This window comes from Devosia marina (assembly GCF_009758415.1).
GTDB lineage: Bacteria > Pseudomonadota > Alphaproteobacteria > Rhizobiales > Devosiaceae > Devosia > Devosia marina.
In genome coordinates, this window is record NZ_WQRF01000006.1 from 1 (window position 1) to 20,596 (window position 20,596).

The following is a 20,596-nucleotide window of genomic DNA, read 5'->3' on the forward strand; positions in this document are numbered from 1 at the left end:
GCCTGCACTCTGTCCAAACGGACTTACGATTTGGTTGCGGAACGGCAGGTTTCGGGTGATCACCAAATCGTCGCGGCCGCAATGGGGTTGCGTTTCTGCCAATCGGCAACGCGCCCATTTCGGTCATCCAGAGGCTCTCAAGATTTCCTAAGAGCGGCCGGTCCGCTCAGCTCTTGGCGACGCCGCGAGGGGGATGTCCCGATAGAACGGGGCAGTGAAGGATGCTTTATCTCTATGCCGAACTTCTTGTGGTTCGCCGTCAATTGCAAATGACAAAATCTCCAGATCGAGATGAGCGCCCCAACCTAGCGGGGTCGCGGCATTGCGATGGAGAAGAACGTCAACCAAACTCTTGCAATGATCAAGATAGATGATAACGTTGTCATCTAACTTGACGACATGCGGCAAATGCAGCGTCAAGTGGAGGAGGAGACCAAAATGATCAAACGACCAGGCGCCAGCGTGCGCCGCGCAATTCTATCCGGCGTTGCCGTGTCGGCGCTTATGAGCGTGGGTGGTGCTGCTTGGGCCCAGGATGCCAGTGGCGAGCTCGTGATCTTGCAGTGGCTGGGTGGCAGCGAAGGAGAGATGTGGACCCGTCTCGGAGAAGACTTCTCCGAACGAAATCCCGAGGTGAGCGTCCGCGAAGTCGGGTTGACCGTTCAGGGTGATGCCCGTGGCCCCATGCGCACGGCGCTTCTCGGCGGTGAGCGCGTTGACCTGATTATCAACACCTGGCCGGCTTTTCGCGCCGAACTCGCCGATGCCGGTATCATCACACCCATCGATGACATCTGGGCCGAGCAGGGTTGGGATGAGGATTTGGGAGAATCCTGGAAGGCCCTGAGCCAAACCGACGGTGTGACCTATGGCGTGACATACACCTATGGTGATCGCTCGGGTATTTGGTACAAGACCAGTCATCTCGAGGAAGCCGGAATAGAACCGCCGCAGACCTGGGAGGAATTTCTCTCAGCGATTGAAGCGTTGAAGGCTGAGGGATATGCGACGCCTGTCGCAATGCCAGCCAAGTACTGGGCACATGGCGAATGGTTCGAGAATCTGTTGCTACGCGTTGGCGGTGTAGAGGCTGCCAGCAAGCTGGCATCACGCGAAATTCTCTGGACCGACGATGTCGTCAAGGAAACTCTTGGCAAGTTCGCTGAGATGCTCAATGCCGGCTGTTGCGGCACGCCAGAGCAGATGTTCGCAGGCGACTGGGATTATGCTGCGGATCAGATCTTCACGGCCGACAGCGCCAACTTCCTGCTCATCGGTATGTGGATGAACGGTCGGGCCATTAACGAATACGGCCTGGAAGAGGGTGTTGACTATTCGCTGTTCCAGTTCCCCGCATTGGGAATGGGGCATGATGACACCGCAAGTGTTGATGCCAAAGAGGTGGTGCTGACTGCAAACAGCGCGAACCCGGAAGCCGCGGTGGCCTTCATGGACTACCTGCTAAGCCCTGAAGCCACTGAGATTTTGGCGCAATATGGCTATGCTTCGCCCAGCAATAATGCCGATATCAGCTTGCTTGGTCCGGTGCAGCAGGTGGCGACGGCTGCTGTTGCCGATTCTAAGGTCCATTTCGTCCTTGGAGACTTGCTCCCGGGCGATCTTGTTGATGAATATCGAGTACAATTGCAGCGCTTCCTGCAAGATCCGTCCGAGGAAACGATTGAGTCCGTCACGGCGGCGATCGAAGCCAAGGCTATGGAAGTCTACTGATGGCTATGCCCGTCGCTTCAGCAGCGGCGGTGCCGGGCTCAGAACGCGCCCTGTCGACGGGCGGGCGGCATAGGCCGCCCGTTCCCCGCCGGCGGCGTCTGAGTGACGTCGCTGCAGCCGTGATCTTGCTGTTACCCGTGCTGATCCTGTTTGGTGTCTCGGTTATTTACCCGTTGATCGATACGGTCCGGCTGAGCTTCTACGACATCAAGGGTCTCGGCAAACCGATCTTCATTGGCCTTGGTAACTATGTGCGCCTGTTTACAGACCCGGCGTTCCGCAACACCCTGGTTACGACCCTTGTCTTCACTTTGTCGACGACCGTGATTTCGGTGTCGATCGGTTGGGCAGTGGCAATGCTGTGTAATTTTGCCCCGCGCCAGACGACAATTTTCCGACTAATGATCTTTACGGCATTTGGCGTGTCGGAAGCCGTTGTCGGCTATATGTGGATCAGCATTTTCCGGCCTGACGCTGCGGGCTTGCTCAATAGCTTCATTTCACTTTTCGGCCTGCCTGGTTTTGCCCACCCCTGGCTTGGTGATCCGGACACCGCCCTGTGGGCTATCGTTGCCTCTGCGGCCTGGGGCGGTGTCGGTCTTCCGCTGATGCTGTGTTTCGCAGCCGTGCAATCGATCCCAAGGACAGTGCTGGAAGCCGCTTATATGGACGGTGCCAAGCCCTTTGCTGTCATGCGCCACATCTTGATGCCGCTCTCGTTGCCAGGCGTGCGAGTCGCGGTGTTCATCAATCTGCTCGGCGCGCTGAGGGCGTTCGACATAATATTCGTGATGACGGGTGGCGGCCCTGTGCGGGCGACCGAAACCGTCGGCTACTTCATGTATCGGGAATCCATGACCCAGTTCAAACTTGGTTACGGGGCCGCGGCCACGGTGGTCTTGCTCATTGCGGTGCTGGTCATCTCGATCCCCGCCATCATACAGCGTACAGCAGGTGCGAAATGATCGGTAAGACACCGCGCTGGACGATAGCAATTGTGGGCGTTATCGCCTTTATCTGGATTATTCCGATCCTCGGCATCATCGTCACTTCAGTGAGGCCACCGCAGGATGTGACCTTGGGCTGGTGGCGTCTCGATACGATCCGCTTCACCCTTGATGCTTGGTTCCGGGTCTGGAGTGAGTATCCGCTCGCGTCGGCCTTTGTGACCACGGCTCAACTCGCGTTCATCGCCACCATATCCACAATGTTGCTGACTCCAGCGGCAGCATACGCCTTCCATTTCCTGAAGTTTCCATTCCGGCGCCTGATGCTGATCATTATCATCAATGCGTTTGTCTTGCCGCAACAGGTGGTCATCATCCCGCTGTTCCAGCTTTGGCGCGACCTGGGCTTGCTCGACAACTTTGCGTCTGTGCTGATCCCTTATGTTGGTCTCAGCTTTGCGTGGTCGATCTTTCTGGTCAAAAATTTCCTTGAGGACTTTCCAAAAGAGCTGGTGGAAGCTGGTCGTATAGATGGCTGTGGGCCCCTGCGTATATTCTGGCACATTGTGCTGCCCAACAGTCTGTCGCCGATCTTTGCAGTGGCAATTCTGCAGTTTCTCTGGACCTGGAACGCATTGCTGCTGCCCATGCTCTATTTGAGAACCGATGTGCCGCTGCCGGTTCTGCTAACGCGGGTTTCAGGGACATATGAACTCAATTGGGACCTGCGTTCGGTGGCTGCCATTGTCACCACTATAGTACCGCTTCTGGTCTTCCTGATTTTCCAGCGTCAGTTTGCCGTCGGTTCCGAGACACGGACCGGGGCCAAGGAATAGACATGCCTAATACCAACAAGCCGCTGCGCTATCGGCAGATCCATCTCGACTTCCACACCTCTGAGCACATTCCGGGGGTCGGATCGGCATTTGATGCCGACGACTTTGTCGAGACCTTCAAGGCAGCGAACGTGGACAGCGTTACGGTCTTCGCCAAATGCCATCACGGCTGGTCGTACTATCCTACCAAGGTCGGAGCTCCGCACCCAAATCTGTCCCGTCCCGACCTTCTCGGTGACATGACGACAGCGCTCAAGGCCGCCGACATAGAGTGCCCGGTTTACATTTCGGTGCAGTGGGATGAGCGCAATGCGCGGCTGCATCCGGAATGGCGCGTTCGATCTGGAGCGAAGTCTCGGCTTGATCCTCACCAATTGCAGGCGGGTTGGCATACGCTGTGCCTTAACCACAAGGCGTATCGGGAGGAATTGCTGGAACAGGCGCGCGAGGTTGCGCGTGCCTATGAGCCTCCGGGGCTGTTCTTCGATATCGTTCTGGCGACAGACTGCGTCTGCCAGGCCTGCATGGACACGATGGCCTCGGCTGGGCTTGACCCGGAAAAGCCTGAACACAGGCTCATCAATGACGAGCGTGTGAACGAGTTGTTCCGCACCGAGATGAGCGCTGCATTGGATGCAGAATTTCCCGGGCTGCGCGTCTTCTACAATTGTGGCCACATTCACAAGCAGGGCCGCAAGCGTTTCGCGCCGTACGGCCATCTCGAACTAGAGAGCCTTCCAACCGGGGGCTGGGGGTATGACCACTTTCCCTCCTCCGCCCGCTACGCAGCCACTTTGGGGCTCGACTATGTCGCCCATACGGGCAAATTTCATACCTCCTGGGGTGAGTTTGGTGGCTTCAAGCACCCGCATGCCCTTGAGTATGAGACCGCTCAGATGGTCGCGCTGGGCTCGAAATGTCTGGTTGGCGATCAGCTCCACCCCAATGGGACCATCAACCCCGATACTTACGCCTCGATCGCGCCGGCCTATGCTCGCATTGCCAGGCTGGAGCCCTATCTAGAAGGGGCTCGCCAGGTTTCTCAGATTGCCATTCTCTCGTCGGAATTTTTCAATTCGGAGGGCGATCGCAACGTCGCGCCGGACGATGGCGCCGCGCAAATGCTGCTTGAAATGCAGCTTCCCTTCGACGTCATCGACGGTATGGCCGATTTTTCGTCCTACGACCTTGTCATTTTGCCGGACGACATCCCTGTGGACGGGGATCTCAAGATGCGGCTCGAGCGGTTCCTGGCGAACGGTGGCGCGCTGCTTCTGTCCGGGAACTCCGGTCAGGACGCGGACGGGCAGTTGAGTTTGCCAGCAGGCGTGCAGATTGCTGGCGATACGGTGTTCGAGCCCTCATATATTCAGACCATGCCAGGATTGGGCGCGTCATTAACGCAAACGCCTTTTGTGGTCTATGGCCGCGCACTGCGTGTCGAAACCACAGGCGCCGAGGTTTTGGCTGAGTGCGTGCCACCCTATTTCAACCGGACCTACGCGCACTTCAGTTCGCACCAGCATGCTCCGGACAATCCGGACGCTCCCGCTATCGGGCCAGCGGTGACCCTCCACAATCGCATCGGCTACATCGCCTTTCCGATCTTTGAAATCTACCACCGTGTCGGCCAGCCGCTCTATCGCAAACTTGTCGAGGCGGTATTGGACCGGTTGCTGACAAGACAAGTGCTACGTACCACCTTGCCAACATCTGGCCGAGCCAGCCTCGCTCATCAACCTGACCGGAGCCGCTACATCCTGCACATGCTCTACGGCCCACCTCAGGTGCGTGGGAAGTCCGTGCCACACGGCGAGGGCACGCGTGTCATGGAGATGATCGAAGACATTCCGCCCATAGGCCCGATCTCCGCGGATGTCGTGCTGCCAGTTCGCCCCACCAGGGTGTACGACGCGATATCCGGGGCAGAGCTGGAACTGGTTGCGCTAGATGATGATGCCTATCGCATCACTTTGGATCGCTTGCATATCCACGCAGCAGTCGTTCTTGAGTATGGCTAGTCAATTGGCCTTGAAGGGCGTTGGCGACGACCAGAACAGTCTAACTCAAAGGCGGGACACAGTGTCAGAGACGAGCAGGAAGCAAGCAACCATAACCGATGTCGCCCAGGTAGCAGGTGTCGCTGTCGGGACTGTCTCGCGATATCTGAATGGTCTGCCTATCCGCAATGCCAAGCGGCAGCCGATCGAACAGGCCATCAGCGACCTGGGCTACCGCCGAAACCTGGTTGCGGTGTCCATGAAGCGGCAGACAACGCATATCGTGGGCATGATGGTCCCTGCACTGAGCGAGTTTCACGCCGGATTGCTGGACCAGCTAACCCGTCGCCTCCGTCCCACAGGTCGCGCCGTATTGAGCTATTGTCACGATCTGGAAGCGCGCTCCATCGAGGAGGGGCTCGAATTCTTTGCCTCGCACCGCGTTGATGCGGTGGTGATGGATGGTCTGGTCATCGCGGGAAGAACACTCGAACGGCACGTCAATGACGGTCTTTCAGTGGTCCTCTATGACAATGATATTCCGGGATTGTCGGCGGATCGCGTCTTTACCACCAACCGCAGGTCAAGCGAGCGGCTGGTTCGGCACCTTGCCGAGCTCGGGCACACCCGCATCGCCATGATCGCAGGACGTCGGGAAGACTCAGCCGGTCTAGAGCGCATCGAAGGATATGAAGACGCCTTGCGGGCTCACGGACTAGAGTTGCGCCAGGACTACTACGGTGCCGGCTTCTGGAATGAAGAGGGGGGCTATGCCGCCGTTCGCGATCTCCTGGCATTGCCGGAGCCGCCCACAGCCATTTTCAGCGCCAACTACAACATGACCATGGGAGCATTGCGCTGGTTGCGCGAACACAACGTCGAGGTGCCGCGTGATCTTTCGCTGGTCAGTTTTGACGATGTGCCTGCTTGGTCGATCCATCCTGCCGGCATTACGGCCGTGGGTCAGTCCAGCGAGAAGTTGGCCGACGCAATCGCCTCAGTGCTGCTTGAGCGTCTCGACCATGGTCCGCAATCTGGTCGCCGGACATTGCGTATCGACGCCAATATCATCCTCAGGGGCTCTGCCCGCAACCCCACCCTTTAGGTCAGGAGCACAAGCATGGCCACCGTTTCGCTTGACAATGTCAGCAAGTCCTATGGCGCAGCCGAGGTCATCGACAATCTAAGTCTGACCATCGATGACGGCGCGTTCACCGTATTCGTTGGTCCATCGGGTTGTGGCAAGTCGACCTTGTTGCGGATGATTGCCGGGCTTGAGCCAATCACCAGCGGCAGCCTGCTGATCGACGGCGCCCACATGAATGATGCTGACCCGATTGAACGCGGGGTGGCGATGGTGTTCCAGAATTATGCGCTCTATCCGCACATGAGCGTTGAACAGAATATCGGTTTCTCGCTCCGTATGGCCGGGCTATCCAAGCAGGAGATCGCAGAACGTGTAGCCCTCGCTGCAAAGACGCTGCAGATCGAACAACTGCTCAAGCGCAAGCCATCCCAACTCTCAGGTGGTCAGCGCCAGCGCGTCGCAATCGGGCGGGCCATTGTCCGCGATCCCGAAGTCTTCCTGTTTGACGAGCCGCTGTCCAATCTGGATGCCGAACTGCGAGTCTCCATGCGCGTCGAGATTGCCAAGCTGCACAGCCAGCTCGGATCGACGATGATTTACGTGACCCATGACCAGACCGAAGCGATGACACTGGCCGACAAGATCGTGGTGATGCGCGATGGCAGGATTGAGCAGGCTGGCACACCTGAAGAGTTGTACGAGAACCCCGACAATCAGTTTGTCGCAGGCTTCATTGGTTCGCCGCGAATGAATTTCATATCGGGGCGCGAGGGTGACACCTCCTTGACTCTCGGCGTCCGGCCGGAACATTTCCAACTCGGACGAGGCGATATGAATTTCACGCTAACGGTCGACGTGGTCGAGAATTTGGGAGGCACCCGCTATCTCTATGGCACCACGAGCGACGGGGATGCGCTGGTGGTCGAGGCCAGGGAGGCCGCTGGTATCAAGGCCCGCGATGTCGTTGAGGTTAGCGTGCCGCTCCAGCGGGTCTACAAATTTCAGACAGACGGTCAGCGGGTCCGTCAGTAGGGTAAGCTTCATGCAGAATTTGGAGTTGTGGTATCGGGCGCCGGCGACGGCGTGGACCGAAGCTTTGCCACTGGGCAATGGCCGGTTGGGTGCGATGGTGTTCGGAGGCATCGACCGAGAGGAGTTCCAGCTCAACGAAGCCACCTTGTGGGCTGGTGGTCCATATCAGCCAGTCAATGACCAGGCCCTGTCCAACCTTGCCAGAGTGAGGGAATTGATCTTTGCCGAGCAGTTTGTCGAGGCGCAGGCCCTAGCGAACCAGACGATGATGGCAAAGCCACTGACACAGATGACCTACCAGCCGGCGGGCAATCTGTTCATCGAGTTTCGGCACGAGGCAGCGCCCGATACCTATCGCCGGTCCCTCGACCTTGCGACGGCAATTGCCAGCACGGGTTACGGCTTGCTGGGCTCGGGCATCGACGACGATATTGCCTCGGTTCGCCGGGAGAGTTTCGTATCGGCGGCAGATGATGTCTTTGTCACGCAACTGTCAGCCAATCGCCCAGGCGCGTTGACTTTCGAAGTCTGGATCGACAGCCCCCAGGATGGTGAATGGCAAAAGACTGAACCAGATCGCCTGAGTTATTTCGGCAGGAATGCCGACCTGGAGGGGATCAAAGGTCGCCTGACATTCGGCATTGATGCTCAGGTGCGAGCCCAAGGCGGCGTAATGTCCCGCCGTGGGCGACGCATTGTGGTCGAGAACGCCGACAGTGCGACCATCATTGTCGACATCGCTACATCGTTTCGGCGCTTTGACGATGTATCCGGCGACCCTCAGGCCCTGTTGGACAAGCGGCGAGGGACCATCGCCCAAAAGACATATGCGGCGCTTAAAGCCAATCACATCGCTGAACACCAGAGCAAGTTCGACCGGCTGTCGTTGGATCTGGGCGAGGGTCGCACAGACTTGCCCACGGATGAGCGGATTGCTCGCTTTTCTGAAGGTGGCGACGCTGCCCTGGCGGCCCTATACGTGCAGTATGGGCGTTACCTTATGCTGTCTTCCAGTCGGCCTGGCGGGCAGGCGGCGAACTTGCAAGGCATCTGGAACAAGGAGGTGAGGCCTCCCTGGGGCAGCAAATACACCGCCAATATCAACCTCGAAATGAACTACTGGCTGCCTGATCCGGCCAACCTCGTCGAAAATTTCGAGCCCTTGATCAGCCTGGTCGAGGATCTGGCAGAGACCGGCTCCGAAATGGCCCGGCGCCACTACGGTGCGCGCGGTTGGGTGTTGCACCACAATACTGATATCTGGCGTGCGACTGGGCCGGTTGATGGTGCACAGTGGGGCCTCTGGCCGACGGGAGGGGCGTGGCTGTGCGCGCAAATGTGGGACCATGCGGTCTTCGCTGGATGCCCCGAACCTTTGGTTCGTCGTCTTTTGCCTTTACTTGAAGGCGCCGTACAGTTCTTCATCGATATCTTGCAGCCGCTGCCCGGTACGGACTATCTGGTCACCGTTCCGTCGATTTCGCCAGAGAACGAACATCCTTTGGGAGCCGCATTGTGCGCCGGCCCCACCATGGATAATCAGATTCTGCGTGACTTGTTGGACGCCTATGTCGCTGCCAGCGAACAGATTGGGGGAGACCACGATCTGAGACAACAAGCGCGGTCTACGCGTGCGCGCCTGATGCCCGACCAAGTCGGAAAGGCGGGACAATTGCAGGAGTGGAAAGAGGACTGGGATCTGAATGTCCCAGAAATTCACCATCGGCACGTCTCCCATCTTTATGGCCTCTATCCCAGCTTGCAGATCGGCGCGGATACTCCGGAGCTTTTGTCCGCCGCCCGAAGGTCCCTTGAAATAAGGGGTGACGATGCAACCGGATGGGGCATTGGCTGGCGCATCAATCTGTGGGCGCGCCTCGGTGAAGGCGACCATGCCCACGATGTGCTGGAACTGCTGCTGCACCCTGATCGCAGCTACCCAAATCTCTTCGATGCCCACCCCCCGTTCCAGATCGATGGCAATTTCGGCGGCGCGGCGGGCATTCTGGAAATGCTGGTCCAGTCCGGTACCGAGACCATTACTATCCTGCCAGCGCTACCCTTGGCTTGGCCGGATGGCAGACTCAAGGGTGTTCGAGCGCGTGGGGGCGTTACTCTCGATTTTGAATGGCGCGCTGGTCGCCTAACGGCCCTGACTGCTACTGCACCAGAGGGCTATGCCGGGAAAATTCGCGTTTCGGACAAGGTTCTGCAATCAGGTTTGGCGGCCGGTACGACCACTATTCTGGGAGGCCTGCATTGATGAAAGCGGTCTGCATCACCGAGCCGGGCTCGGTATCAGTTGTCGAGATCGACATACCGAAACCCGGGACCGGCGAGGTGGCCATTGATATTTCCCATGTTGGCTTCTGTGGTTCGGACCTCACCTCGTTCCGGGGGCTCAATCCGCTGGTGAGCTATCCCCGGGTGCCAGGTCACGAGATCGCGGGCACAGTTTCGGCGCTCGGTGCCGGGGTTGACGACCTGAGTATCGGGGCACGGGTGACGGTATTGCCTTATTTCAATTGCGGTCACTGTCGAGCCTGCCGTGGCGGTCGGCCGAATGCCTGTGTCAATAACCAGACCATGGGAGTCCAGCGCGAAGGCGCCATGACCGGTTGCGTCGTCGTACCGCGCCAGAAGGTCATTCCGACCCCGAATCTCTCCCTGCGAGATGCCGCTTTGGTGGAACCCTGCTCGGTGGGGTTCCATGCCGTGGGACGCGCGGAAGTGGTGCGCGGGGAGACCGTTGTCGTCCTGGGATGCGGGATGATCGGGCTTGGTGCCCTGATGGGCGCCGTGCGCAAGGGCGCGACGGTGATCGCTGTCGATCTCAGCCCTCAAAAGCTCGATATTGCCGCAAGGCTCGGCGCCAGTCATGTCGTTCGTGGCGGAAACGATGACGTCGCCGCGCGGATTGCCGAACTGGTCCCCGATGGCCCCGACGTCGTCATCGAGGCAGTGGGCGCGCCCGCAACGTTCCTTCTGGCGGTGGACATCGTTGGACAGTGCGGCAGAGTCGTTTACATCGGCTACGCCAAGCAGCCGATCGCCTACGATACCAAGCAGTTCATCACTAAGGAGATCGACGTCCGCGGTTCGCGAAATGCGTTGCGTACGGATTTCGAGGATGTTGTCGAATGGCTGGAAGCGCGTCCGGAGGCCGGCGATCTGATCGTCAGCGCCACCCTGCCGCTGGAGGAGGCCCCGGCCGCCCTGGAACGTTGGGACAAAGCGCCGGGCGACTACACCAAGATCATGATCGCGATGGCGCCGCGCGCATGAAAGTCCCGTACGGCGGCCAACTTCCCGCTCGTACATTTCCTGAACCGGTCACCCCGTCTCCAACCAGACGCCGGGGCAAATCGAGCTTCTCAAGACCGCCGTCAGGCAACCCCTGCTGTTCAATCAGGTGCAACTGAGCATCACCCATGCCAACCTATTTGCGCAGGGTATTGCGGCCAACATGAACGGCCACGACCAGTCGATCTCGCGCGACGTCGGTCTGCTCGATTATTCGCGCCTCAAAGGCATGATGCTGCAAGCATGGTCGCCCTTTCAGAAAGGTTTTTTTGACGGGGTCTTCATCGGCGACCGCGAGAACTATGCCGAATTGAATGACGAGTTGGATCGCGTCGCGGCCAACTATGGTGTCACACCCACGGGCATAGCGGTCGCCTGGATCACCCGTCATCCAGCCAATATCCAAGTTGTCCTGGGGACGACCAAGCCCGACCGTGTGCGCGAATGCGCAGCGGGCTCCGACGTTCAGCTCAGCCGCGAGGATTGGTACAGCCTATTCCGTGCCGCCGGCCACACTGTACCGTGAGTGGACCCATTCACGACTGACCACGACCAGAATGAGGAGCGGCCCCTTGCGGGCACGGTCGCCGTAATCACAGGCGCGGGTCTCGGCATTGGACGGGAAATCGCCAGCGAACAGACCAGGTGCGGCGCTCGTGTGCGATAGTGCCGATTATTGAAAGGACGAGCGAATTCCAAATGGCCGTCCTTGGACAACGATGACACCCCGTCGATCGTCAGGAATGGGGTCGGCTGCTGACCGACTGGCTCTGACCTCCCAACTTGCGCCGCCCTGGCGCCCGCAACGGGGCGGTTTGCAGACAGTCGGCCTCTGGCGACAGTCCCGCCGAAGCAGAGGTTACGCGTTCGCTCCACAAAGGGGAATATGAGTGAAGCGGCGGATTTTGTTCCGCCGCTTAGGCTGCTAGTTCGCGGCCCGTTGTCCGAAATCAAGGTTTGTCGGGCGAGGAAGAACAGGCCCATGACCGGCACTGGTCGGAACACCTCCATCGACCTCTTTCAGGCTGAATATGCGAGACCAGCATTTGCCTGTGCCCTTGAGAATAAAGCCGTAGTGCAGGCTGACCGCATCCTCAGGGATATCGAAGACAATGGTTCGCTCCTGCCAGCCCTGCGTGCCAACCAATGGCCCATCGGGTCGCTGCAGTTCGAGATTGTCGAATAGAAGCGTTCCCTTGGCGCCATCAACCCGGAACCAGATGGTTGCGCCGCTGCCCGCATCCTTCGTGCGCAGCTCGCCAGCGAGCCGGATGCGCCGGCCTTTGAATGGACCTGCCTCTACGCTCTGCATGACCGTGCAGAAATCGTCGCCCCGGATTTCGTGCAGCATTTCGTGCCGTGCCGCGATCAGAACATTTGATCCATTCTCACGGTCGATGCGCGCGTCATAGAGCTGCGGGCTCTTGCCCGCCTTGAACCAGCCGCCGGGCAGAGTGCCATCAGGCGGATTTGCCCGTTCGATCCTGGCACTCAGCATGTTCCAATTGGCCACGCCAAACTGGCGCGACACCAGTTCAAGGCTATCACTATGGGTAATTTCGATTCGTCGTTCGGCGAGAGCCTGCCGAAGCAGTTTCGCCATGAGCTTGGCATCCATGAAGCTATGCATGGGTTCGATCCTTCTCGCGGGGCAGTAGAAAAGATCAGTGCTCGCATTGCTGACGGCCTGCCCAGGAGTCGCGGGTCAAACCAAAACTCGTGCATTCACCCTTCCCATATGGGCGCGAGCGGCTGGCTGCACATGCCACCAGCGAGGTTAGGCCGCTGTTGAGAATTGTCAACAGCGCCTGCCCTTGTGGCCGTCTGCTATCTGCAACTCTACAGCCGAGCATCTACGGCTAAAATGGGAGCGGATGCCTCCTGGCAGCGACGCGCCCTCATTCCCATCATTTAGGGTGTTGAGACGTCTGCCCGTTAGCGGGCATTCGGGATCACCGGTCTGGTCGACGGCGACGAAGAGCGACACTCGTCTATGAGCAATTGCGGGGCAGTGAACCTCGCATCACAACGGGCATGTCGATTAGGTTGGCCTGCGGGATCCGGGAGGGCGCGAGCAGCAGTTCCACGGCGCGACTACCCATTTCCTCGTGTGGCAAGCCTATCGTTGTCAGGCCCGGACGCAAATACGAGGCCAACTCGTCATTATCGAACGAAACCAGCGCAACGTCTTCCGGAGTGCGGATGCCGGCCTCGCCAAGCGCCTGGTAGGCACCGAAGGCCAGACGGTCGTTGAGGCACAACAACGCGCGGGGACGCTGCGTCTTGAGCAGTTTCCGGGTCAGGTCGTAGCCAAAATTCGGTTCCCAGTTCCAGCAGCTCAACTCGGCCGCAAAGGTCAGGCCGGCATCGGCCATCGCGTCGCGAATGCCCATAAACCGACGCGAGATCGTCTCGGACCGGAACAAGCCCTCTTCCTGCTTCGCATTATGACCCAGGAGGACAATGTCCTTCGTGATGCCGCTACTCACCAACAGTTCCACGGCCCTGCGTCCGCCCTCATATTCTGCCGGCAGCACCGAAATGGGAAACCGCGCACTCGTACCGTTGAGCATCACCACCGGCACATTGATTGCCAGGTCGGGGACAAACACTTCTCGCGCCCGCATGGCGGCGAAGATCAGGCCGTCCACCTGCCGGTCGAGGGCGGTTTCCACCGCCTGGATTTCGCGCGCCGGTTCGCCTCCGGTTTCGAGCACCAGCATGACATGCTTGGCCTGTTCTGCCGCCGACAGAGCGCCGCGAATAAGGCCGCTGGCGAAACGGGTTGTCGCCACATAGTCCGAGATGAAGGCGATGGAGCGCGACTTGTCTGTGCGCAGCGCGCGCGCCGCCACATTGGGCCGATAGCCCAGGCTCGCCGCCGCGTCGTGCACCTTCTTGTGGGCCTCGGGCGACAGGCGCGTGTCCGGCCGGCCGGTCAGGATCATCGAGGCCGCCGTTGTTGACAGACCGGCCAGACGCGCCACGTCCGCCAGTGTTACACGCTTCTTTCCCAAAGGCTTCTGGTCCCCTCAACGGCCGGGTTATCGCTTTTCGACTGGATAGCCATGCGCCCCCCGCTTGACAAGCGATGCACATCATAGCATGTGCTAAATGGATTTAGCAAAGCGGCAATTGCTGCGCATTTTGCGAAGACCTCGGAAAGGGGCTTGAGGATTGGCGTTTCATCTGCCGGATCATTGGGTGTGGGATTTCTGGCTCGCTGACGATGGCGAGCGCCACCACATGTTCTATCTGCATGCGCCCAAATCGCTTGGTAATCCAGACCTGCGGCACCGCAATGCCCGCATCGGTCACGCCAGCTCGAGCGATCTGCGCAACTGGACCAATCACGGCCAGGTGTTCGACGCTGGCGCGCCAGGCAGCTTCGATGGCAGCGCCACCTGGACCGGAAGCGTAGTGCGCGGCCCGGACGGGCTCTGGCGCATGTTCTATACCGGCTCGCGCTTTCTCTCCCCCGAGAGCAGCGCCAATATCGAGTCCATCGGCGTGGCCACATCGCCCGACCTGTTCGACTGGACCAAGCATCCCGGCGCCATTTGCGTCGCTGATGACCGTTACTACGAAACCCTGGGTACCTCGTCCTGGCCCGAAGAGGCATGGCGCGACCCCTGGGTATTCTGGCGCCAGGCGGATCAGCGCTGGCATATGCTGCTCACCGCCCGAGGCAAGGACGGTTCGGAACCCGATCGCGGGGTCATGGCCCATGCGACGTCAACCGATCTCGTGCACTGGGCGGTCGAGCCGCCGCTGAGCGCATCCGGATCAGGCTTTGCCCATCTCGAGGTCTTCCAGGTCATCAAGCTCGGCGGCCAAAATCACATTGTCTTTTGCTGCGACGCCGCCAAGCTGTGCGGTCACAGGGCAGGGGGCATGGGCGGCATCTGGTGCCTGCCGGTCGGCGACATGCCGGGGCAGGTCGATTTTGCCGCCGCGCGACTCTTGGTAGACGAGCGTCTTTACGCCGGCAGGATCGCCCAGGACCGGCAGGGGAAGCTCTGGCTCCTGGCATTCAATAATGTCACCGCGGATGGCGCCTTCGAAGGCGGCATTTGCGATCCCTTGCCCATCACCACCGGTGCAGACGGTTTTCTTGAGGTCAGCCCGCGATGACGATTGAAGTACATGGCGCGGTTGAGCCCGGTTTCGAACCTGTGGCAGACGCCTTTGCGTCCGCTTTCGCTGCTCGCCCCACAATGGGCGGTGCCTTGCACGTCATCATTGGCGGGCAGAGCATTGTCGATCTCTGGGCCGGTATCGCCGATGAGCGCATTGGCCGACCCTGGGAACGGGACACGCCCTCGGTCGTGTTCTCCTGCACCAAGGGGCTGATGTCGATCCTGATTGCCCGCCTCGTGCAGGATGGAAAGCTTGACTACGAAGTCCCCGTCGTCCGGTACTGGCCTGAATTCGCGCAGGCGGGGAAGGCTGATATCACGGTCGGACAGGCGCTGGCGCATCAGGCGGGGCTCTCCGCCCCGCGTGAAGATTTGACCGAGGATGACATCGTCGATTGGAACCGCATGTCGGCGGTGATGGCCGCGCAGGAGCCGCTCTGGCCTGTCGGGACGGGCTACGCCTATCACGCGCTGACCCATGGCTGGTTGACCGGAGAACTGGTCCGCCGGGTCACCGGCAAGTCTGCTGGCACATATTTTCGCGAGCTGATCGTGGATCCTCTAAAAGCCGAAGCCTGGATCGGGCTTCCCGACGCCCAGGCAGACCGTGCCGCCCATCTACAAGTCAGTGCGCCACTATCTACGCTCTGGGCAGAGGAGGCTAAAAAGCCAGCGCCAAACTGGCCTTATAAGGCCATGACTCTCGGCGACGCATTGCCGGCCGATCTGGTCACGAATGAGGGCGGCTTCAATTGCCAGCGCATTCGTTCCGCCGAGATTCCCGGCGCGGGGGGCGTTGCAACGGCCAAGGCATTGGCGACAATTTGGTCGGCTACCGTGGTCCCCACAAAGGGTATCCGCCTGATCGATGATTCTGTCATTGATACCGCCACCCGCACGCAAAGCGAGGGCATCTCGGTGTTCGGCGGTGATCCGCCATTTTCCCGCTGGGGATATGGCTTCCAGCTTGATTCCGAAGCGCGGCGCTATCTCGGCGACGGCTGTTTCGGGCATGATGGTGCAGGGGGACAGGTTGGTTTCGCCGATCCCGCGCGCCAGATCGGTTTCGGCTTTGTCACCAATTGGATGATGGGGCCGGAAGACCAGCGTGCGACCGGGATCATCTCGGCCCTGCGTCAGGTTATCTAGTCGTCGCGCCGGGCACAAAGCGCATATTGACTCAGCTTTGTGCCCATGCGCTAAATCCATTTAGCAGACGGAAACATCCACTGCAGATCTTACCCTGGAGGAGGTAGTCGTGAGAAACACAACCCGCCACGCACTTCGTATTGCCGCCCTGAGCCTCAGCGTTGCCGCAACGGCCGGAACGGCCCTGGCCGCACCGAGCTGCGGCACTGACCCGGTCGTGCTAAATTCCTATTTCGAAACCGGCTTCCTGCTGCCAAGGCAGCTGGCCGAAGAGTTCACCAGGCAATTCCCCAATGTCACCTTCGACATCAAGGAAGACCAGTTCGCCAATATGATGGAGAACTCGCCGCGCATCCTGTCCGAGGCCAATGCGCCGGACCTGATCCGTCTGCCCTCGCTGACCGACCTGGTAGCCAACGACCTGCTGCTTAATCTGGATGGCTATTTCGACGAATTCGGCTGGGACGCATTCCCTGCGGGTCAGTTGGTGCAGTTGCGTGTCGAAGAGGGTGGCCGCCCCCGCGGCACCGGTTCGCTCTACGCCATGGGCCTCAACTATTCCATGACCGGCGTCTTCTATAACAAGGAGCTGGCCGACCAGCTCGGTATGACCGAGCCGCCTCAGACCCTGGCCGAACTGGACGCCCTGATGGCCGCCGCCAAGGAAGCCGGCATTCAGCCGATCATGCAGTGGAACAAGGGCACCGCAGGTCTGGCCTTCCCCTTGCAGAACCTGATGGGGGCCTATGGCGCGCCCGAGCCGATCAATGACTGGATTTTCCAGAAGGAAAGCGCGACCATCAACACGCCCGACAATCTCGAAGCGGCGCAGCACCTCGATGCCTGGATCAAGGCAGGCTATTTTCCCTCCGACGCCAACGCCATCGAATATTTTCAGATGATGAGCCGCTATATCGGCGGTGAGGGTCTGTTCATGTTCAACGGCGACTGGGAGTCTGGCAATCTCGACGCCAATGCCGCCGGCAAGTTCGGCTTCTTCATCATGCCGAGCGTTGAAGAAGATGGTCGTCACGCCACCATGTCCGCCCCGCTAACCTTCGGCATTGCCGCCAACGCTGCCAACCCAGATTGCGCTGCCTTCTTCCTCGATTGGGTTGCCACCAATGAAGAAGCCCGCAAGATCAATGTTGCCGTCGGTGGTTCCAACCCTGGTGGTCCGACCGATCTGCCCATGCCTGCCGTCAAACCCGGCTCGGTGACCGAAGCCTCGCTGGCCGCTGGCCAGACCCTAGCCGAGGACAATGGTGCAATGGACTTTATCGCCAATGCGACCGGTGCCATCTTCGCTGCGGGCTGGACCCCTGAATTGCAGAAGATGGTGGGTGGACAGCAGACCCCCGAGGGCCTGCTTGAAGCCGTTCAGGAAGAATACGAGACCCAGCTTTCCCGCTAAGCCTGGATCCCAACGCCCCTGAGCGGGCCGGAATGAAACATGACTGATATCACGACGTCCCTTCCGGACGCTCAGCCAGAACGAGTGCGGCTCCCCCCCTCGCGGGGGAGCCGCAAGACCAGAATGGCGGCATGGCTCTTCGTTGCGCCGGCCTTCATTGCCTATGCGGCTTTCGTGCTCGCTCCGCTCTGCATGAGCATCTACTATTCGCTCCTGCGCTGGGACGGCATCGGCGAAGCCCAGTTCTACGGGCTGAGCAACTACGTGACTGTGTTGACTGATAGCGATCTGCTGCAGATCATCGGCAACGCCTTTCAGCTCGTCCTCTATTTCACGCTGATCCCGGTGCTGCTTGGACTGGCCGTGGCCGCTGCCATCCGCAGTCACATGGCGGGGCGCTTCGGCACCATCACGCGCACTGTTCTGTTCCTGCCCCAAGTCATTCCGCTGGTTGCGGCCGGTATCGCCTGGAGCTGGATGTTCGCCTCCACTGGCCTGGTCAACCAGACCCTGAAAGCCATTGGCCTGTCGAGCTGGGCACGCGGCTGGCTCGGCGACTTCGTCTGGGCACTGCCCGCCGTCGGCATTATCGGCGCCTGGGTCCTGCTGGGACTGTGCACCATGCTGCTGGTCACCGGCATCACCAAGATCGATCCCAGCCTTTATGAAGCCGCCCGGCTCGATGGCGCGCGCCCCTGGCATGAGTTCCGCTACATCACCCTGCCGGGCCTGCGCCAGGAAATCGGCGTCTGCATCACCGTGACCGTCATCGCCGCGCTCGCCAGCTTCGACATCGTCTATATCTCCACCCAGGGCGGGCCGGGGATCACCACCACCGTGCCGGGCCTTGAAATCTACCGTCTGGCCTTTGCCCACCGGCAAGTCGGCCTCGCCTCGGCGCTGGCCATCGTGCTGATGGTCCTGGTGCTGATCTCCATCGCTCCTGTGCAGTGGTTCACGCGGGACAAGAAATGAAGACCGCATCCCCCAATTCCCTGATCGCTCGCGGTTTGATCATCGTCCTGATGATCATCACGCTCCTGCCGTTCCTATCCATGCTCTCGGCCGCTTTGGCGCCGCAGGGAACCTATCCCAACGGCCTGCAATGGCCGAGCGACCCGCAATGGAGCAATTTCGTCCGCGCTTTCGAAGTGGCCAGGATGGATCAGTTGCTGCTGTCGAGCACGTTGATCGTGATGGGCGTCGTGCCATTGTCCGTGCTGATCGCCACCATGGCCGGCTACGGTCTGGCCAAGCTCACGAGCAACAAATACAAATGGCTGTATCTCGTTTTTGTGTTCGGTCTGACGCTGCCCTTCGAGGCCGTCATCACCCCGCTGTACTACGAGGTGCGGGCGCTCGGCCTGCTCAATACGCGTTTTGCAATCATCCTGCCGCTGATCGGGCTCTATATGCCCTTCTCGGTCTATTGGATGCGCGCCCACTTCCTCAATGTGCCCCATGACCTGACCGAAGCCGCCCAGCTTGATGGCGCGACCCGCTGGAAGGAATTCTGGCTCGTGCAGGTGCCCCTGGCGCGTCCGGCCATCATGTCGCTGACCATCCTCCTGTTCCTCTGGACTTGGAACCAGTTCCTCCTGCCAGTTGTGTTGGTGCAGGACCCCATGCAGCGCACCATGGCCGGTGCTCTCGGCGCCTTCCAGGGCCAGTGGGGCACAGATATACCGCTGCTCTGCGCCGGCTCGCTTCTCATTCTGGCGCCGACCGTGGCGTTGTTCCTCGTCTTCCAGCGCCAGTTCGTCGCTGCCCTGATGCAGGGCGCGGTGAAGGGCTAATAGGAGTCCACCAAATATGTCAGGTCTAACTCTGCGGTCTGTCCGCAAGAACTACGGCGATGTGCCGGTCATCAAGGGCGTCGATCTCGATATCGCCCATGGAGAATTTGTGGTCTTTGTCGGTCCCTCGGGCTGCGGTAAATCCACGCTTCTGCGCATGATTGCCGGGCTTGAAGATATCACCAGCGGTGAAGTCTCAATCGGCGACCGCGTGGTCAACGAAATCGAGCCGCGTGATCGCGGCGTGGCGATGGTGTTCCAGTCATACGCTCTCTACCCACATATGAGCGTTTACGACAATGTCGGGTTTGGGTTGAAACTGGCGGGCACGCCAAAGGCAGTCCGTGACGCCAAGATTCGCGATGCTGCCAAAGTGCTTCAGATGGAACACCTCTTGGATCGTCGGCCGGCGCAGCTCTCAGGTGGTCAGCGCCAGCGCGTCGCCATTGGGCGGGCCATTGTGCGCGAACCCGATGTGTTCCTGTTCGACGAACCGCTTTCCAATCTCGACGCTGCCTTGCGCGGCGACATGCGGATGGAACTGGCCCGGCTCCATAACGATCTGGGCGCCACCATGATCTACGTGACCCACGACCAAATCGAAGCCATGACCCTGGCCGACAAGATCGTCGTCCTCGATGGTGGCGTGGTTCAGCAGGTCGGCTCGCCCCTTGAGCTTTACAATAATCCCGCCAATCTTTTCGTGGCCGGCTTTATTGGCTCGCCCAAGATGAACTTGCTGGAGCTAACATCCCGTCCAGAAGGCAACGTCTCTTCGGCAGAACTTTCAGCAGGACTGGCTCTCAACCGAGGTGCTTTGGCGGGCACCAGCTTGACACTTGGTCTCCGCCCGCATGATCTGAGAGTGGCGCCAAACGGGCCCTTGAATGGACAAGTGCGCCTGGTGGAACGGCTCGGCAACGAGACGATCCTGCGGGTTTCGCTTGCTGACACGACCGAGATTACGGCGGTCTTGCCGGGTCAGGACGAATTTGCCATCGGCCAGACAGTTGCGTTCGACTTCAAGCCTTCCAGCGCTCTCGTGTTTGACGAGAATGGCAGGCGTCTTCCATCCCCCGGTTGAGAAGCGCTACATCGGGAGGACGTCCGCGAGAGGGCGTGGACCGACAAGTCCACTGCCGCCCTCACAGTCTAATCCGAT

At 59.8% G+C, this 20,596-nt stretch carries 15 protein-coding genes and 2 pseudogenes; 15 read left to right on the forward strand and 2 right to left on the reverse strand.

Translation table 11 applies throughout. The features are described from left to right. Positions 1-438: 438 nt before the first annotated feature. The 9 genes and pseudogenes from GO014_RS15205 to GO014_RS15245 form a co-directional block, all read left to right on the forward strand. On the forward strand, positions 439-1,731 hold the full coding sequence (locus GO014_RS15205) for an ABC transporter substrate-binding protein (RefSeq protein ID WP_157291159.1): 1,293 nt from the start codon (positions 439-441) through the stop codon (positions 1,729-1,731). Further along, positions 1,731-2,696, forward strand: coding sequence for a carbohydrate ABC transporter permease (locus GO014_RS15210; protein WP_246204663.1), 966 nt, complete (start codon positions 1,731-1,733; stop codon positions 2,694-2,696). The genes GO014_RS15205 and GO014_RS15210 overlap by 1 nt, the downstream gene beginning before the upstream one ends. Further along, positions 2,693-3,514, forward strand: a complete 822-nt coding sequence (locus GO014_RS15215; protein WP_157291160.1) for a carbohydrate ABC transporter permease — start codon at positions 2,693-2,695, stop codon at positions 3,512-3,514. The genes GO014_RS15210 and GO014_RS15215 overlap by 4 nt, the downstream gene beginning before the upstream one ends. 2 nt (positions 3,515-3,516) lie before the next feature. Then, positions 3,517-5,535 carry an alpha-amylase family protein gene (locus GO014_RS15220; protein WP_157291161.1) on the forward strand — a complete coding sequence of 673 codons (2,019 nt, stop codon included), beginning with the start codon at positions 3,517-3,519 and terminating at the stop codon, positions 5,533-5,535. A gap of 61 nt (positions 5,536-5,596) precedes the next feature. Beyond that, positions 5,597-6,619, forward strand: coding sequence for a substrate-binding domain-containing protein (locus tag GO014_RS15225; protein WP_179952985.1), 1,023 nt, complete (start codon positions 5,597-5,599; stop codon positions 6,617-6,619). Between the two features lie 15 nt (positions 6,620-6,634). Further along, entirely contained in the window at positions 6,635-7,633 is a 999-nt protein-coding gene (locus tag GO014_RS15230) for an ABC transporter ATP-binding protein (RefSeq protein ID WP_157291163.1), read from the forward strand. Between the two features lie 10 nt (positions 7,634-7,643). Then, complete coding sequence (locus GO014_RS19250; RefSeq protein WP_246204670.1) at positions 7,644-9,896, forward strand: glycoside hydrolase family 95 protein; 2,253 nt, start codon at positions 7,644-7,646, stop codon at positions 9,894-9,896. Further along, a complete protein-coding gene (locus tag GO014_RS15240) occupies positions 9,896-10,918 on the forward strand; it encodes a zinc-binding alcohol dehydrogenase family protein (protein WP_157291165.1) in 1,023 nt (340 codons plus the stop codon). The genes GO014_RS19250 and GO014_RS15240 overlap by 1 nt, the downstream gene beginning before the upstream one ends. A gap of 67 nt (positions 10,919-10,985) precedes the next feature. Continuing rightward, positions 10,986-11,462: pseudogene (locus tag GO014_RS15245) on the forward strand (aldo/keto reductase); the annotation flags it as partial. Between the two features lie 945 nt (positions 11,463-12,407). Here GO014_RS15245 and GO014_RS19255 read toward each other — a convergent pair. After that, positions 12,408-12,566: pseudogene (locus tag GO014_RS19255) on the reverse strand (glyoxalase superfamily protein); the annotation flags it as partial. Positions 12,567-12,927: 361 nt separating this feature from the next. After that, positions 12,928-13,953: a LacI family DNA-binding transcriptional regulator gene (locus tag GO014_RS15255; RefSeq protein ID WP_157291167.1), complete on the reverse strand. Its 1,026-nt coding sequence runs from the start codon at positions 13,951-13,953 to the stop codon at positions 12,928-12,930. 160 nt (positions 13,954-14,113) lie between these two features. On the opposite strand from GO014_RS15255, the gene GO014_RS15260 reads away from it, so the two are divergent. From GO014_RS15260 to GO014_RS15285, 6 genes are all read left to right on the forward strand, one after another. Further along, entirely contained in the window at positions 14,114-15,070 is a 957-nt protein-coding gene (locus GO014_RS15260) for a glycoside hydrolase family protein (protein ID WP_179952986.1), read from the forward strand. Continuing rightward, positions 15,067-16,224, forward strand: coding sequence for a serine hydrolase domain-containing protein (locus GO014_RS15265; protein ID WP_157291168.1), 1,158 nt, complete (start codon positions 15,067-15,069; stop codon positions 16,222-16,224). The genes GO014_RS15260 and GO014_RS15265 overlap by 4 nt, the downstream gene beginning before the upstream one ends. 109 nt (positions 16,225-16,333) lie before the next feature. Further along, a complete protein-coding gene (locus tag GO014_RS15270) occupies positions 16,334-17,638 on the forward strand; it encodes an ABC transporter substrate-binding protein (RefSeq protein ID WP_210252466.1) in 1,305 nt (434 codons plus the stop codon). A 123-nt stretch (positions 17,639-17,761) separates the two neighbouring features. Beyond that, on the forward strand, positions 17,762-18,613 hold the full coding sequence (locus GO014_RS15275; RefSeq protein ID WP_104891719.1) for a carbohydrate ABC transporter permease: 852 nt from the start codon (positions 17,762-17,764) through the stop codon (positions 18,611-18,613). Continuing rightward, positions 18,610-19,434: a carbohydrate ABC transporter permease gene (locus tag GO014_RS15280; RefSeq protein WP_157291169.1), complete on the forward strand. Its 825-nt coding sequence runs from the start codon at positions 18,610-18,612 to the stop codon at positions 19,432-19,434. The genes GO014_RS15275 and GO014_RS15280 overlap by 4 nt, the downstream gene beginning before the upstream one ends. Positions 19,435-19,450: 16 nt before the next feature. Further along, entirely contained in the window at positions 19,451-20,518 is a 1,068-nt protein-coding gene (locus GO014_RS15285; RefSeq protein ID WP_157291170.1) for an ABC transporter ATP-binding protein, read from the forward strand. Positions 20,519-20,596: the final 78 nt, after the last annotated feature.

Coding starts and splice junctions, on each gene's coding strand:
- GO014_RS15240 (WP_157291165.1), top strand. CDS start 9,896: ATGAAAGCGGTCTGCATCACCGAGCCGGGCTCGGTATCAGTTGTCGAG.
- GO014_RS15230 (WP_157291163.1), top strand. CDS start 6,635: ATGGCCACCGTTTCGCTTGACAATGTCAGCAAGTCCTATGGCGCAGCC.
- GO014_RS15220 (WP_157291161.1), top strand. CDS start 3,517: ATGCCTAATACCAACAAGCCGCTGCGCTATCGGCAGATCCATCTCGAC.
- GO014_RS15215 (WP_157291160.1), top strand. CDS start 2,693: ATGATCGGTAAGACACCGCGCTGGACGATAGCAATTGTGGGCGTTATC.
- GO014_RS15280 (WP_157291169.1), top strand. CDS start 18,610: ATGAAGACCGCATCCCCCAATTCCCTGATCGCTCGCGGTTTGATCATC.
- GO014_RS15275 (WP_104891719.1), top strand. CDS start 17,762: ATGGCGGCATGGCTCTTCGTTGCGCCGGCCTTCATTGCCTATGCGGCT.
- GO014_RS15285 (WP_157291170.1), top strand. CDS start 19,451: ATGTCAGGTCTAACTCTGCGGTCTGTCCGCAAGAACTACGGCGATGTG.
- GO014_RS15210 (WP_246204663.1), top strand. CDS start 1,731: ATGGCTATGCCCGTCGCTTCAGCAGCGGCGGTGCCGGGCTCAGAACGC.
- GO014_RS15205 (WP_157291159.1), top strand. CDS start 439: ATGATCAAACGACCAGGCGCCAGCGTGCGCCGCGCAATTCTATCCGGC.
- GO014_RS15265 (WP_157291168.1), top strand. CDS start 15,067: ATGACGATTGAAGTACATGGCGCGGTTGAGCCCGGTTTCGAACCTGTG.
- GO014_RS19250 (WP_246204670.1), top strand. CDS start 7,644: ATGCAGAATTTGGAGTTGTGGTATCGGGCGCCGGCGACGGCGTGGACC.